The 14603-nt window shown below is 65.2% G+C and carries 11 protein-coding genes and 1 pseudogene; 8 read left to right on the top strand and 4 right to left on the bottom strand.

The window, feature by feature from the left end; translation table 11 throughout:
* Nucleotides 1-824, bottom strand: a pseudogene (locus ACIP9X_RS07265) (pyruvate dehydrogenase (acetyl-transferring), homodimeric type); the annotation flags it as partial.
* A 307-nt stretch (nucleotides 825-1131) separates the two neighbouring features.
* Here ACIP9X_RS07265 and ACIP9X_RS07270 point away from each other — a divergent pair.
* The 6 genes from ACIP9X_RS07270 (at nucleotide 1132) to ACIP9X_RS07295 (ending at nucleotide 8834) form a co-directional block, all read left to right on the top strand.
* Entirely contained in the window at nucleotides 1132-2700 is a 1569-nt protein-coding gene (locus ACIP9X_RS07270; protein WP_400479058.1) for an NCS1 family nucleobase:cation symporter-1, read from the top strand.
* Between the two features lie 38 nt (nucleotides 2701-2738).
* Nucleotides 2739-3482 carry an aspartate/glutamate racemase family protein gene (locus ACIP9X_RS07275; RefSeq protein ID WP_400479059.1) on the top strand — a complete coding sequence of 248 codons (744 nt, stop codon included), beginning with the start codon at nucleotides 2739-2741 and terminating at the stop codon, nucleotides 3480-3482.
* Between the two features lie 179 nt (nucleotides 3483-3661).
* Nucleotides 3662-5152, top strand: coding sequence for an NCS1 family nucleobase:cation symporter-1 (locus tag ACIP9X_RS07280; RefSeq protein ID WP_400479060.1), 1491 nt, complete (start codon nucleotides 3662-3664; stop codon nucleotides 5150-5152).
* A gap of 64 nt (nucleotides 5153-5216) precedes the next feature.
* Complete coding sequence (locus ACIP9X_RS07285; protein ID WP_400479061.1) at nucleotides 5217-6008, top strand: SDR family oxidoreductase; 792 nt, start codon at nucleotides 5217-5219, stop codon at nucleotides 6006-6008.
* Nucleotides 6009-6152: 144 nt separating this feature from the next.
* Nucleotides 6153-7166, top strand: a complete 1014-nt coding sequence (locus tag ACIP9X_RS07290; protein ID WP_400479062.1) for an endonuclease domain-containing protein — start codon at nucleotides 6153-6155, stop codon at nucleotides 7164-7166.
* 189 nt (nucleotides 7167-7355) lie between these two features.
* On the top strand, nucleotides 7356-8834 hold the full coding sequence (locus ACIP9X_RS07295) for a cation:dicarboxylate symporter family transporter (RefSeq protein WP_400479063.1): 1479 nt from the start codon (nucleotides 7356-7358) through the stop codon (nucleotides 8832-8834).
* 151 nt (nucleotides 8835-8985) lie between these two features.
* Here the strand turns inward: ACIP9X_RS07295 and ACIP9X_RS07300 are convergent, their stop codons facing one another.
* The 3 genes from ACIP9X_RS07300 to ACIP9X_RS07310 all read right to left on the bottom strand — a co-directional run bounded on the left by ACIP9X_RS07300 (nucleotide 8986) and on the right by ACIP9X_RS07310 (nucleotide 12134).
* Complete coding sequence (locus ACIP9X_RS07300) at nucleotides 8986-9402, bottom strand: sterol carrier family protein (protein WP_400479064.1); 417 nt, start codon at nucleotides 9400-9402, stop codon at nucleotides 8986-8988.
* A gap of 54 nt (nucleotides 9403-9456) precedes the next feature.
* Nucleotides 9457-10473, bottom strand: coding sequence for an asparaginase (locus tag ACIP9X_RS07305; protein ID WP_400479065.1), 1017 nt, complete (start codon nucleotides 10471-10473; stop codon nucleotides 9457-9459).
* Between the two features lie 68 nt (nucleotides 10474-10541).
* Nucleotides 10542-12134: a molybdopterin-dependent oxidoreductase gene (locus tag ACIP9X_RS07310; RefSeq protein ID WP_400479066.1), complete on the bottom strand. Its 1593-nt coding sequence runs from the start codon at nucleotides 12132-12134 to the stop codon at nucleotides 10542-10544.
* A 184-nt stretch (nucleotides 12135-12318) separates the two neighbouring features.
* Between ACIP9X_RS07310 and purD the strand changes: the two genes are divergently transcribed.
* Together purD and ACIP9X_RS07320 are read left to right on the top strand one after the other, a co-directional pair.
* Complete coding sequence (gene purD / locus ACIP9X_RS07315) at nucleotides 12319-13641, top strand: phosphoribosylamine--glycine ligase (protein ID WP_400479483.1); 1323 nt, start codon at nucleotides 12319-12321, stop codon at nucleotides 13639-13641.
* Nucleotides 13642-13643: 2 nt separating this feature from the next.
* Entirely contained in the window at nucleotides 13644-14597 is a 954-nt protein-coding gene (locus tag ACIP9X_RS07320) for a phosphoribosylaminoimidazolesuccinocarboxamide synthase (protein ID WP_400479067.1), read from the top strand.
* Nucleotides 14598-14603: the final 6 nt, after the last annotated feature.

Genomic DNA, 14603 nt, shown 5'->3' on the forward strand with positions numbered 1-14603 from the left:
AGGTTGCAGTTGATCACGAAGTTCAGGTTGTCCAGGTTCTCGTTCGCGGCGAGCTGGAGCAGGCCGCGGGACTCGGGCTCGTCCATTTCCCCGTCGCCCAAAAACGCCCAGACCTGCTGGTCCGAGGTGTCTTTCAGGCCCCGGTTGTGCAGGTAGCGGTTGGACTGGGCCTGGTAGATCGCGTTCATCGGACCGATGCCCATGGACACGGTCGGGAATTCCCAGAACTCCGGCATCAGCCGCGGGTGCGGGTAGGAGGACAGGGCGTGCCCGGCCCGGGACTTTTCCTGCCGGAACCCGTCCAGGTCCTGTTCGGTGAGGCGGCCTTCCATGAACGCCCTGGCGTACATGCCGGGGGAGGCGTGGCCCTGGAAGAAGACCTGGTCCCCGCCGCCGGGGGCGTCCTTGCCGCGGAAGAAGTGGTTGAACCCGACCTCGTACAGCGTCGCCGCGCCCGCGTAGGTGGAGATGTGCCCGCCGACGCCGATGTCCGGCCGCTGCGCCCGGTGCACCATCACCGCCGCGTTCCAGCGCATGTACGCCCGGTAAAGGCGCTCGTACTCCTCGTTGCCCGGGAACTCCGCTTCCTGGTCCACCGGGATGGTGTTCACATAATCCGTGGTGGTCACCATCGGAACCCCGACGCTCTGCGCGCCGGCACGCTGCAGGAGACTGCGCATGATGTATTGGGCACGCTCCGTGCCCTGTTCCCTGATCAGCGAATCCAGCGACTCAACCCACTCGGCAGTCTCTTCCGGATCACGATCAGGCAGCTGGTTAGTCAACCCGCTAAGGATATGGGAGGTATCTTCTCCTGCAGCCACGGCAGCCTCGTTTCATCTTTGAATGGTGGGGCTCATGTTTTCATATTGTGAAAAAACATTCTTGCTACATGAGATTAGGCGCACGGCCGCTTGAGGGTCAAGGCAGCTGGGGGCCGGGGTGGTCAGCGCGGCGGTATGACTGCAACTTCCCGATTGTGACCAGGACTCCGGGCAAAGGACCTTGACCGCAACGTGATACAGGTCATAAAGTTATTCCACTCTTCAAAACCTAGTTTTCACATCATGGAAACAAAGCGCGGAAGCTTCGAATTCCTCTCAACCCCATCACCTTAGAACTGGAGATCAGATGCAGACGACCCCATCAGTCGGCGTCGATACGGCTCCCGCCCCGACAGCGTTGTCTGGCCAGCCGGTCCACCCAGCCACGGGCGTTGACGCCCTGTGCGAAACAGCCAGCGCCGCGTCCGGGCGCACCATCAGTCCCACGCTTTACAACATTGACCTTGCCCCGACCAAGAAGGAAGGCCGTCGCTGGACGGGCTACAGCATCTTCACACTCTGGGCCAATGACGTCCACAGCCTCGGAAACTACGCCTTCGCGATTGGGCTCTTCGCGCTCGGAGTCGGCGGCTGGCAGATCCTGCTGGCCCTCGGCGTCGGCGCGGTCCTGCTGTTCGCCCTTCTGAGTTTCTCAGGTTTCATGGGCGTCAAAACCGGGGTGCCGTTCCCCGTCATGAGCCGGATCAGCTTCGGCATCAGGGGCGCCCAGATCGCCAGCCTCCTGCGCGGGGCAGTGGCTGTGGCCTGGTTCGGCATCCAGACCTATCTCGCTTCCGTGGTGCTCCGGGTCATGCTCGTGGCCATGGTTCCTTCGCTGAAGGAACTGGATTCGAACTCCATCCTCGGGTTGTCCACCCTGGGCTGGGCTGCCTTTGTGTTCCTGTGGATCGTCCAGCTCGTCATTGTCAGCTTCGGCATGGAAATGATCCGCAAGTATGAGGCGTTCGCCGGCCCCGTCATCCTGGTGACCATGGCCGCCATCGCCGTCTGGATCTTCGCGGAAGCTAGCGGTTCGATCGCCTGGGCGCCGGACAATGCGCTCGAAGGCGCCGACATGTGGCGCACCATCTTCGCCGGCGGCGCACTGTGGGTCTCCATCTACGGAACCTTCGTGCTGAATTTCTGCGACTTCACCCGCTCCGCCGTCTCCAAGAAGGCTGTGGTGCGCGGCAACTTCTGGGGCATCCCCATCAACATGCTCCTATTCGGCGCGATCGTCGTGGTCATGGCCGGCGGCCAGTTCAAGATCAACGGGACGGTCATTGAGAGCCCGTCGGACATCGTCCAGACAATCCCGAACACCCTCTTCCTCGTGCTGGCCTGCCTCGCCCTGCTCATCCTGACCATCGCCGTGAACCTCATGGCAAACTTCGTGGCCCCCGTCTATGCCTTGACCAACCTCTTCCCGAAGCACCTGGACTTCCGCAAGGCTGCCTGGGTCAGCGGCACCATCGGACTCATCATCCTGCCCTGGAACATGTACAACAATCCGCTCGTCATCGTGTACTTCCTGGGTGGCCTCGGGGCTTTGCTCGGCCCGCTGTTCGGCGTTGTCATGGCCGACTACTGGCTGCTGCGCCGCGGCCGCGTCAACGTCCCTGAGCTCTACACGGACGAACCCTCCGGGACCTACTACTACCGGAAGGGCTTCAACCCCCGGGCGATCGCCGCCATGATTCCGGCGGCCGCCGTTGCGCTCCTGATCGCCTTCGTACCGGCGCTCGGTGCTGCCGCTCCGTTCGCTTGGTTCTTCGCAGCCGGCATAGCAGCGGTGGTGTACTTCGTCATCGCCGACCGCACGCAGCGCCTTGAGGACGTCGACGGCGAAGCCATCGCCATCGCGAGCACGCACTGACGGCATCCGGCCCTTCCCCTCTAGAAAGCGGAGACACCATGCGCATTCTTGTTGCGAACGTGAACACCACCCAGTCCATGACAGATTCCGTCGCCGCCCAGGCGGCAAGCATCGCAGCCCCCGGAACGGAGATCGTCGGCATCACTCCGCGGTTTGGTGCCGACTCCTGCGAAGGGAACTTCGAAAGCTATCTAGCGGCGATCGCAGTCATGGACCGTGTGGTGAACTACGCGGACCCTTTCGACGCCGTCATCCAGGCCGGCTACGGGGAGCACGGCCGGGAGGGTTTGCAGGAACTGCTGGACGTACCGGTCGTCGACATTACGGAGGCGGCGGCCAGCACTGCCATGTTCCTGGGCCACAAGTACTCCGTGGTCACCACGCTGGACCGTGCCGTGCCGCTGATCGAGGACCGGCTGAAGCTGGCGGGCCTCGACGCCCGCTGTGCCTCGGTGCGGGCCAGCGGAATGGCCGTGCTGGAACTGGAGGAGGAGCCGGAGCGCGCTGTTGAGGCCATCATCGAACAGGCCTTGCTGGCAGTCCGCGAGGACAAGGCCGAGGTCATCGTCCTGGGGTGCGGGGGCATGGCCGGACTGGACGAGGAGATCCGGAAACGTGCGGGCGTCCCGGTCGTTGATGGCGTGGCTTCGGCTGTGACCATCGCCGAATCGCTCGTCAGGATGCGGCTCACCACCTCGAAGGTCCGCACGTATGCGCCGCCGCGGCCCAAGACCGTCACGGGCTGGCCGCTGACAGGAGCGCAAATACTCACCGGCCCGTAGGAAGCGGAGCCCCCGTTTGGCGGCCCCCGTCCTGAGCCATCAGGACGGGGGCTCTCGCATTTGCTCATTTATTGTGCGGGCTACCGTTGACTCGTAGTGATCCTAGCCCTACTCTTGTGGAATAAAACTTCCACGATGCGTAATCTACCTGTCTTTTCCAAGTACAGATTGAGGCTGCCATGACTGCCCGAAAGAACGATCTCGAGGACGCGGACCTTACTGTCGCCGGTGCCGATCCTTCCCTGTACAACGAGGACCTCGCCCCGCTGCCGGCATCGAAGCGCACCTGGGGTTGGTTTGCCATCTTCAACGTCTGGTCCAACGACATCCAAAGTTTGGCCGGTTACACACTGGCCGCGAGCCTTTTCATTACGGCGGGCATCAATGGCTGGTTCGTATTTGCTGCCATCCTCCTCAGCGGATTCATCATCAAAATCCTGGTTGACTTGAGCGGCCGGCCGAGCGTCAAATACGGCTTTCCGTTTCCCGTGCTGGCGCGCGCCTCGATGGGCGTGCGCGGTGCTCAGTTCCCGGCCATCGTCCGTGCCGTCGTCGCCATCTTCTGGTACGGAGCACAAACATACTTCGCCTCCACCGCCATTTCACTGGCCCTGAACGCCATTCTCGGCCGGCCCGGAGGCGTCGAGTTCCTAGGCATGGACTGGGTCTCCTGGCTGTCCTATGTGCTCGCATCCGGCATGCAGGTTTTGCTTTTCCTGGGCGGCATCGAACGCATTGCCCACTTCCTCAACATCGCCGGACCTGCCGTTTACGTGGTGATGATCGCGCTGCTCGTGGCCATCTGGGTGCAGGTTGGCGCAGAACTGCCCCAGGCCGTCGGCAGTGTTTTCTCCAGGGACGAAGTCACCGGCTGGGCCGCTTTCTCGGCTTTCGCAGGAGTCACCGGCACCATGGTGGCTTACTTTGCAGCCGTCGTTATCAATTTCGGCGACTTTGCCAGGAACGTCCGCACGGAGAGGGCCATGCGGTTTGGCAACCTCACCGGCCTGCCACTCAGCCTCGCCCTGTTTACCTTTCTCTCCGTCTTCATCACAGCCGGCGCCTATCTCCTGTACCAGGACGGCCAGGGGGAACCGCTGACCAATCCAGCCGACATCGTGGGGCTCGTGGACAGTGTTCCCCTGACCGTCTTGGCTGCCGTGACTTTCCTGGTTGCGACCCTGGGAATCAATGTTGTGGCCAACTTCATCCCCCCGTCCTACTCGCTGTCCAACATCAACCCTGCCAAGATCTCATTCCGCACGGCGGGAATGATCACCGCGGCGGCCGGATTCGTTATCGGGGCGCTCTGGGTGGCGGTCATCTCAACGATCGGACTGCCCAAGTTTGTTGACACACTCGGAGCGGTATTGGCGCCGCTCTACGGCATCATCATTGCCGACTACTACTTCGTGCGGAAGCAACGCCTCAACCTCCATGATCTCTACTCCACTTCCCATGTGGGTGCCTACTATTTCACCAGCGGGTGGAACCGCCGAGCCCTCGTGGCCTTCACCCTGGCAGCCGTATTCTCGGTCCTGGCCGTGTGGCTGCCGCAGGTGGCGCAGCTCAGCGGATTCGCCTGGATCCTCGGTGCCGCACTGGGCGGTCTCTTCCATTGGCTGGCGATGCGGACGTTTGCCGTACACACCTCCGACGCCGACCGCTGAGACCGGAAGGTTTACCCTTACGGTTAACCCGCCCCAACGCCGGCCCAACAACAGGAGTAACTGAATGACGGCACCGTCGCCCGCTGATGGACACCAGACTGACGCGCACCCGGCCGGACGCATCGCGGTCATCACCGGCGCGGGATCAGGCATTGGCCGGGCAGTGGCCCGGCAAATGCTGGCGGAAGGCTACCGGGTAGCACTGGCTGGCCGCCGTCAGGCACAGCTGCTCGAGACGGCTGATGGCCACCCCTGCGCGCTGGCGGTGCCCTGCGACGTGACCCGGCCCGACCACGTCGAGCGCCTCTTCGCCACCGTCATGGACAGGTGGGGGAGAGTCGACGTCCTGTTCAATAACGCGGGCGTGTTCGGTCCGGCGGCCTCTGTGGACGAGATCAGCCTCGACGACTGGGAGGCCACCATAGCAGTGAACCTGACCGGCTCCATGCTCTGTGCCGGGGCCGCCGTCCGCGCCATGAAAACCCAGCAGCCGCAGGGCGGTCGAATCATCAACAACGGGTCCATCTCGGCGCACTCACCGCGGCCCCGGACCGTGGCCTATGCCGTCACCAAGCACGCCATGACCGGGCTGACCAAGAGCATCGAGCTCGACGGCCGTGCCTTCGGCATCACGTGCGGCCAGATCGACATCGGCAACACCGCCACGGAAATCATGGACACCGTCGGGGTGGGCTCGGGCGCGCTCCAGGCCGACGGCACGCGCAAGGTTGAGCCCATGTTCCCGGTGGACGACGCTGCCCGGGCCGTGCTCATGATGGCAGGAATGCCGCCGTCGGCCAGCGTCGGCTCAGTGGTCATCACGGCCGCCGGCATGCCCTTCATCGGCCGCGGCTGACCGTTCCCCTTCCTTCCGAGTTTTTGTCCACATATCGCGACTTAAACGCCCCTCAGCGGCGAATATCTGGACAAAAACTCGCCGCCTCGAGGGTCCGCCTGTGGATATCGTCCCACCAGCCTCTTTAAGGTGCCTCAATGGAGCATGACCAGATTGTCACCGCTGCCCGAGGAAATCAGTGGCCGTCCCTTCGCGGTTCCCGAGGCGGCCGACGCCGGCGTCCCTCCCGGCAGGCTCTTTGCCCGCGACATGCACCGTCCAAGCAGGGGCATCCGCGTGCCCAGGTGCTGCGCTCCCGACCTTCCCGCGCTCGTCCGCTCGCACACGGCATTTGATGCGGACATCTTCGCCAGCCTGGTCACGGCAGCGGAAGTCCACGGCCTTCCGCTGCCGCCGTGGGCGGAGTTCAGGCCCGACGACGGCGGGCCGGTGACCGCCGTCGTCGAACCGGTGCCGTGGGGCAAGAAAAGCGGACCGCATTTCCGGGAGCCCGGACGGTTCCTGCACCTCTCCCGGGAGAACGGCGGTCCGCTTCCTCGCCGGCGCGGGATCGCCGGGCACCGGCTGAAGATCCGCGAGGGCGATCTGGTTGAGATTGACCGCCTGCGGCTGACCTCCGTGGCCCGGACTTGGGTGGATCTGGGCTCCGTCCTGCCCATCGACGACCTTGTGGTGGCCGGCGACGCCATTGTCAGCGAGCATGCCAGGCACTTCGGGCCGCCGAAAGTCGCCATGGTGCCGCTAACCGCGCTGCGGAAGTTTGTGGACGGCGCCAATGGCATCCACGGGGTGCGGAAGGCGCGGCTGGCACTCGACCTGCTCCGCGTCGGCGTCGACTCGCCGCCGGAAAGCAAGCTCCGCCTGCTGCTGGACGATGCCGGCCTTCCGGAGTTCATGCCGAACTGCCGCGTGGACGACGTCCTGAACAGGCCGGTCTGGACGGACCTGGGGTGCCCGAGGTTCCGGACGTGCATCGAGTATGAGGGGCTCCATCACCTGACCCCCGAGCAGCAGGCGCTGGACGCCTACCGCGACCAGCGCGTTTTTGACGCGGGCTGGCGGCAGCTCAAGATCAACAGGATTGACATGGGCCGAGGGCCGGAATGGGTCGTCTCGCGGGTCAGGCAGGCGCTGCGCAAGCAGGGCTGGCAAGGGTAGGAGTTTTTGTCCAGATAATGGCCGTTGGAAGGCTTCAAACTCACGATAAGTGGACAAAAACTCAAATGTGACCGACTCCGGCAATTCCGCATCGTGAAAACTGAATTTCCTCTTGCGGAATAGTGTGAGCGGGGTTACGTTGGAATCAGACCCCGATCCGGGGCGTTCCCAATTGATAGGTACAGATCAATGAAGATCCCAGATTCCTCGGCGCTGAAGGCGAGTTCGGCGCCGTCGAAGAAGAAGCCCCTGTATAGGTCGCTCTTCTTCCAAATTCTGATCGCCGTCGTGGCAGGTGTTCTCATCGGGCATTTCTGGCCGAACCTAGGCGCTCAACTGAGGCCGCTCGGTGACGGCTTCATTCAGCTCATCAAGATGATCATCGCGCCGCTGATCTTCCTCGTGATCGTCACGGGAATTTCGGCCGTTGGCGACGTCAAGGCGGTCGGAAGGGTAGGAGTCAAGGCTCTCCTCTACTTCACAGCAGCCACACTTTTTGCCCTGGTCTTCGGCCTGGTGGTCGGCAACGTCGTCCAACCCGGGGCGGGCCTGAACATCGATCCGAGCACTCTGTCCCAGGAGGCGCTGGACGCAAAGACCGGCCATGCCGCGCCGAAGGACGCAGCGGCCTTCATCCTGGACGTCATCCCCACCAGCGTCATCGGCGCCTTCGCCAACAACAGCCTGCTGCAGGTCCTCTTCTTCTCAGTCTTCTTCGGCGCCGCCATTGTCGTCATCGGCCGGGAGAAGTGCCTCCCGGTGGTCAGCCTCATGGAGACGGTCCTCGAGCTGGTTTTCAAGATCATGTCCTGGATCATGAAGGTTGCGCCGATCGGGGCCTTCGGTGCGATGGCCTTCATCATCGGCCAGTACGGTCTGGACACCCTCGGCACCTACGCCATGTTGATTGCCGCCTGCTACGGCGCCGCGGTGGTGTTTATCGGTCTCCTGTTCGTCGTGGCCTGGAGCTTCGCCCGGGTTCCGCTGTGGCAGTTCCTCAAGTACACCCGTGAGGAATTCCTGCTGGCCCTCGGTACCGCATCCACGGAAGCCGTGATGCCGCGCATCATGACCAAGCTGACGAATGCCGGATGCTCCCGGGCTACCACCGGACTGGTGGTTCCCACGGGCTACTCGTTCAACCTGGACGGGGCCGCGGTCTACCTGTCCATCTCCCTGCTGTTCCTCGCCCAGGCCTTCGGCCACAACCTGGACCTGGGCCAGCAGCTTGCCGCCCTCGGCGTCCTGCTCCTGACCTCCAAGGGCATGGCCGGCGTCCCCGGCTCGTCCTTCCTGGCGCTGTCCGCCACTGCGGCCGCGCTCGGCATCTTCCCGGTCGCCGGCGTAGCCCTGCTCCTCGGCGCCGACCGGCTCATGGACTCCATGCGCGTGGTGGTCAACCTGCTGGGCAACTGCGTGGCAACCTTCGTGGTCTCCAAATGGGAGGGCCAGTTCGACCGCAGCGTCATGGTCCGGGCCTTCCGCGGCGAGATCACCAACCACGACTCGGCCGTCATGCTCGGTGTAGAGGAGGACTTCCAGGAGCAGGAACTGGAACGGATCAGCGGGGGCGGGCAGGCTTCGCCGAAGTTCCGCGGCGGCCCGAACCCCGGTGAAATGCCGGAGTTCCAGATGAGCAGGCCGTCGGCTGCCATCAACCACGAATAGCCTACGGAGTTTTTGTACACATATTGGCCGCTGAAGGCCCTTGAAGGCGCGATATCTGTACAAAAACTCTCGAGAATAGACGGCAGGATCCCGCCCGGGACGAGCAGTTCAGACTTGGGCGGGTCCTGCTGTTTTGAATTTCGCGGCCGCCTCAGCAGGACGGTGTGCCGCCGCGGGGCCAGAGGGGCAGCTGTGCCGAGAGGTCCGCGCGGAGACCGGACGCGGCAACCCGTCCGCCGCCGACCGCGTCCGCCCAGCTCAGCTGACCGGTCACCATAGCCAGCCAAGTGGCGGCGTCGCACTCAATGACGTTCGGAGGAGTGCCGCGGGTGTGGCGCGGCCCTTCCACGCACTGCGTCACGCCGAACGGCGGCACCCTGACCTCCACCGAGTTGCCGGGCGCGCGGGCGGTGACCTCTTCGAGGGAGTAGCGTACCGCCGTCGCGATCACCGTGCGGGGAACGGGCACTGGGACGGGAGCGTCCGACGGCGGCTGGCCGGCTTGGCGCCACGCCTCAAGTGCCGCTTTGCCTTCGTCGATGTCAATTCTGCGTCGGGCCACTGCCATGGCCGCCTCCTTTGATGCTGCGCGGGTTCGGTGCTGTTCGGGGTCCTGGTGGCGTCAGTCGAGCAGCGCCGAGACTGCGTGGCCGAGCCGGATCTTGCCCACGGGCCGCCCGCCGCCGAGGACCGGATCCACCACCTTTTCCAGCACGCTGGCCACGCCGGGGATGTCCACCGCGCCGGCCGCCGCGAGCAGGGTCAGGCCGATGAGGGATGTGGCCCGCAGGTTGCCGTCCAGCACCTTGACGGCAGCCGTAGCGCCCTGCGGCGTCGCCAGGACGAGCACGCCCTCGGCGCCGATCTTGGCGATGATGTCCAGCTCCTCCATCACGATGGTGTTCGCCTCGCCCTTGCCCTGGACAGCCCACGGATAATCCAGCATGGACGTTGCGATGGTGGCCGCGCGCGCGTTGGAGCTCTTGTCGCCGGGTGCCTTGGCCAGGCCCGAGTAGGCACGGGCCAGCCCGGTCAGCGATATGGCGGCCACCGGGGCGCCGCAGCCGTCGATGCCGAGGTGGGCGATCTTCTCTTCCGAGTATTCCTCGATGACGGTGCGGATGCGCTGCTGCAGCGGGTGGTTGGGTTCGAGGTAGCTGTGGGTGTCCCAGCCGTTCTCCGTACAGGCCCACAGGAAGGCGGCGTGCTTGCCGGAGCAGTTGAACGCCAGCCGGGATTTGCCCTTTTCGGAGCGGGTGAGCCAGGTGCGGGCGGTCTCGTCCTGCGGCCACGCTTCCGGGCACTGCAGCTGGTCCTCCTTGACGCCGGCGGCCTTGAGCATGCCTTCCACGACGTCCATGTGGTCCAGTGATCCGGTGTGGCTGGCACAGGCAAGCGCCACCTGGGCGCCGCGGAGCGGAACTCCGGACTGCATGGCCGCCAGCGCCTGCAGAGGCTTGAGCGTGGACCGGGCCAGGATGGGCGTGGTGATATCGCCAAGTTCCGTGACCACGGTGCCGTCTCCTGCCAGGACCACCGCTGCTCCAATATGCCGGGACTCGATGAAGCCGCTCCGTTCAACAACCGCAAGTTCGACGGCGGACTCCACGGTGAACGTGGCATGGGGGTTTGCGGGCATGGCCCCAGTCTATGGGGCCTGGTTGGCATTCGCGCCGAACCGGTCCGGCCTGCCGTCCGCCGCTTCCGCTACTCGACGGTGACCATGACCGACTGCCAGCCCGAGGCGCCGTCAGGGACGGGATCGGCCCGCTTTTCGGTCTGCACCTCGCCCGTTGCATCCGTTGCGCGCACCTTGATGTAGTGCGACCCGGGCTTTGCATCCCAGTCAAAGGACCACTGCCGCCACGTCACAACGGAGGCCTCGTCGGAGAGAAGCGCCGGCAGCCAGTCGCCGCCGTCGATCTGCACCTCCACCTTCTCGATGCCGCGGGTCTGCGCCCAGGCCGTGCCGCCCACGGCCACCCGCCCGGCCGGCACAACCGCGAAGGATTTGGGGACTTCCACCCTCGCCATGGTCTTGATGGGCCCCCGCTCGGACCAGCCGCGCTGCGTCCAGTACGCCTTGCTGTCGGCGAAGCGGGTGACCTCGAGGTCCACCACCCATTTCGTGGCCGACACGAAGCCGTACAGTCCGGGAACCACCATGCGCACCGGGTAACCGTGCTCGAGCGGCAGCGGTTCACCGTTCATGCCGATGGCCAGCATGGCGTCGCGGCCGTCCTGCAGCACTTCCAGCGGTGTCGAAGCGCTGAATCCGTCGATCGAGGTCGAGAGGACCATATCGGCGCCGTCCCTGGGGCGTGCCCGGCGTAGGACATCGCGAATGGGCAACCCCAGCCACTTCGCGTTGCCGGCGAGGTTGCCGCCCACGGGGTTGGAAACACAGGTGAGGGTCACATGTGACTCGATCAGATCGGCGTCGAGCAGGTCCTGGAAGGTGAGCCGGAGTTCCTTCTCCACGAGTCCGTGCACGCGCAGTTCCCACTCATCGGCATTGATTTCCGGAACGCTCAGTGCGGTGTCGATCCGGTAGAAATCACCGTTCGGCGTCAACCACGGCGTGACGCCGGGCGTCGCCGACTGCACGCCGGCGGGAACGGCCGCTGCGGCCTGCAGCGGGGTGGGGAGCCGCAGCGACGCCCGGGCCTGGGCCACGTTGCTGCGTGCGGTGCTCAGCAGCCGGCCTCCGGCGGCTGCGATTCCGGCTCCTGCTGCAGCCAGGCCAGCGGCGGCGAAAAAAGCCCTCCGGCTGGTAGCAGGACGTTCCGGCGCCTTGGCAGCGACACCGGCCGGAGCATCGGGAAAGGACCGGAGCCGCCACAGCCGCGTGATCAGGAGCCGCAGGACGATCAGCCCGGCAACCGTTCCCACGATGGAAGGCAGTGCGTCACTTGGCTTGACGCCGGCACGGGTCACCACACTGGCCACAATCACGGCACCCATGAGAAGCACGCCGGCGGCCCCGAGCGCCCAGTTACGGTACGCCACCACACCCAGCACACAGGCCAGCAGGGCAATGGTCAGGCCCATGCCCACGAAAAGCGCCGCCTTGTCACCGGTGCCGAAGGTGGCAATGGCGAAGTCCTTGAGCCACGGAGGCGTGAAGTCGATGAAGGTGGAGCCGAGCGCAATCACAGGGGTCGCCCGCGCGGTAAAGAACGCCCCGATCAGTTCCGCGACGGAAAGAACGACGGCGGCAGCGGCCACTCCGGCCAGCGCCGCCAGAAATGAGGGTGCCTTGAAGGACTTCAACTTGGACAACGCCAATCGCTTTTGCATGCCTGTGGTTCGTAGCGGCGGGCCTGTGGGATTGATCCTCCCGTCAGCTCTCTCCAGATGGGATGCCCCAAAGTCCGGGGCATCGGGCCGGGCCTGAGTCCGCCCCAGCGGCATTGACCAGCCGGGACGGAGCCCGCGACATAGCTTAGGAGCCCGGGGCGTCCACGAAGTACGCTTGGAGACTGTGAAGGTACTCGTCATTGGCCCCGGCGGCCGCGAACACGCCATTGTCCGCTCCCTGCTTGCAGACCCCAACGTTTCCGAAGTCCACGCGGCTCCAGGCAACGCCGGCATCAGCAAGCTCGTCCCCACACATGCCATCGACGGGAACGATCCGGAGGCCGTAGCGGCGCTCGCCACGCGTCTTACAGTCGACCTGGTGGTAGTGGGGCCCGAGGCGCCGCTGGCCGCAGGGGTTTCCGACGCCGTCCGCGCCGCCGGCATTCCCGTTTTCGGGCCCAGCAAGGCAGCCGCCCAGCTGGAAGCGTCCAAGGCCTTCGCCAAGCAGATCATGGCTGAAGCCGGCGTTCCCACGGCCATGGCGCTCGTTGCCAGCACGGCCGAGGAAGCCGCAGCCGCCTTGGACACCTTCGGTGCGCCCTACGTGGTCAAGGACGACGGACTCGCTGCCGGCAAGGGCGTGGTGGTCACCAGCAACCGCGACGAGGCCCTCGCCCACGCGCAGAGCTGCTTCGACGCCGGCGGAACCGTGGTGATCGAGGAATTCCTGGACGGACCCGAGGTCTCCGTGTTCGTCCTCTGCGACGGCCGCAACACGGTTGCCCTGTCCCCGGCCCAGGACTTCAAGCGCATCTACGACAACGATGAGGGCCCCAACACGGGCGGCATGGGTGCATACACGCCGCTGGAGTGGGCTCCCGAGGGCCTGGTCCAGGAAGTCATCGACCGCGTGGCCCAGCCGACCATTACCGAGATGGCCCGCCGCGGGACCCCGTTCGTGGGTGTCCTGTTCGTCGGCCTGGCGCTGACCTCGCGCGGCACGCGCGTCATCGAATTCAACGTCCGCTTCGGCGATCCTGAAACCCAGGCCGTGCTCGCCCGGCTCAAGACGCCCCTCGGTTCCCTGCTCCTGGCAGCTGCCAAGGGCGAACTGGACAAGGCAGAAGAGCTGCGCTGGTCCAAGGAGACCGCGGTCGCCGTCGTCGTGGCGTCTGAAAACTACCCGGACACCCCGCGCACCGGCGATCGCATCCGCGGACTGAAGAAGGTGGACGGGCTCGAGGGCGTCCACGTGATCCATGCCGGAACCAAGCTCGACGACGAGGGCAAAGTGGTCTCCGCCGGCGGCCGCGTCCTCGCAGTGGTCGCTCTGGGCTCCGACCTGGTCGAGGCCAGGGAAAGGGCGTATGACGGCGTCGAGCTGATCCAGCTCGAAGGCGCCCAGTTCCGCCGCGACATCGCAGGAAAAGCAGCCCGCGGCGAAATCAGGCTGGCGCCCGGCAACCCCTCAGCCCAGACAGTCCCCGCTCCGAAAGCGAAGGCATGACCATGGCAGAAGCAGCGAACACCGCAGGCGCCCCCACCCGGGGACTGGACACCTCGACGCCGGAACTGCCCGGCTGGAAGCACGTCTACTCCGGCAAGGTCCGCGACCTGTACGAGCCCGCGGACGCGTCCGTTAACACCCAGTTCGGACAGGACTGCGTGCTCGTGGTGGCAAGCGACCGGATAAGCGCCTACGACCACGTGCTCAGCAGCGAAATTCCTGACAAGGGCCGCATCCTGACCCAGCTGAGCCTGTGGTGGTTCGACCAGCTGGACGTGGAGCACCACGTCCTGGCCTCCACCGTGGAGGAGGGCGTGCCCGCCGCCGTTGAAGGCCGGGCCATGATCTGCAAGAAGCTGGAAATGTTCCCGGTGGAATGCATTGCCCGCGGCTACCTCACCGGCTCCGGCCTCGTGGAGTACCGGCAGTCCGGCACCGTGTGCAGCATTCCGCTGCCCGAGGGCCTGGTCGACGGTTCCCGCCTGGAGAAGGCGATCTTCACGCCGTCGGCCAAGGCGGAGGTCGGCGAGCACGACGAAAACATCACCTATGACGCGGTCGTGTCCATTGTGGGCGACGACATTGCCGCCCGCCTCAGCGAACTGACGCTTAAGATCTACACCATGGCCGAAGGGATCGCCCGCGAACGCGGCATCATCCTGGCCGACACCAAGGTGGAGTTCGGCTACGACGTCGTGAAGGGGACCATCACGCTCGGCGACGAGGTCCTGACGCCGGACTCCTCAAGGTTCTGGGACGCCACAACGTACAAGCCAGGCCAGGCCCAGCCCTCATACGACAAGCAGTACGTCCGGGACTGGCTGACCTCCGCCGAGTCCGGCTGGGACAAGGCTTCGGACACGCCGCCGCCGGCCCTGCCCGCGGACATCGTGGAGCGCACCCGGGCCCGCTACGTCGAAGCCTACGAAAAGCTCACGGGCCGCACCTTCGCCTGATTGGGC

This window comes from Arthrobacter sp. NPDC093125, from assembly GCF_044754225.1.
Classification (GTDB): Bacteria; Actinomycetota; Actinomycetes; order Actinomycetales; family Micrococcaceae; genus Arthrobacter.

What these genes read in the sequence shown, in the direction of transcription:
- ACIP9X_RS07270 (WP_400479058.1), top strand. Translation starts at nt 1,132, where the DNA reads ATGCAGACGACCCCATCAGTCGGCGTCGATACGGCTCCCGCCCCGACA.
- ACIP9X_RS07275 (WP_400479059.1), top strand. Translation starts at nt 2,739, where the DNA reads ATGCGCATTCTTGTTGCGAACGTGAACACCACCCAGTCCATGACAGAT.
- ACIP9X_RS07280 (WP_400479060.1), top strand. Translation starts at nt 3,662, where the DNA reads ATGACTGCCCGAAAGAACGATCTCGAGGACGCGGACCTTACTGTCGCC.
- ACIP9X_RS07285 (WP_400479061.1), top strand. Translation starts at nt 5,217, where the DNA reads ATGACGGCACCGTCGCCCGCTGATGGACACCAGACTGACGCGCACCCG.
- ACIP9X_RS07290 (WP_400479062.1), top strand. Translation starts at nt 6,153, where the DNA reads ATGACCAGATTGTCACCGCTGCCCGAGGAAATCAGTGGCCGTCCCTTC.
- ACIP9X_RS07295 (WP_400479063.1), top strand. Translation starts at nt 7,356, where the DNA reads ATGAAGATCCCAGATTCCTCGGCGCTGAAGGCGAGTTCGGCGCCGTCG.
- ACIP9X_RS07300 (WP_400479064.1), bottom strand. Translation starts at nt 9,402, where the DNA reads ATGGCAGTGGCCCGACGCAGAATTGACATCGACGAAGGCAAAGCGGCA.
- ACIP9X_RS07305 (WP_400479065.1), bottom strand. Translation starts at nt 10,473, where the DNA reads ATGCCCGCAAACCCCCATGCCACGTTCACCGTGGAGTCCGCCGTCGAA.
- ACIP9X_RS07310 (WP_400479066.1), bottom strand. Translation starts at nt 12,134, where the DNA reads ATGCAAAAGCGATTGGCGTTGTCCAAGTTGAAGTCCTTCAAGGCACCC.
- ACIP9X_RS07320 (WP_400479067.1), top strand. Translation starts at nt 13,644, where the DNA reads ATGGCAGAAGCAGCGAACACCGCAGGCGCCCCCACCCGGGGACTGGAC.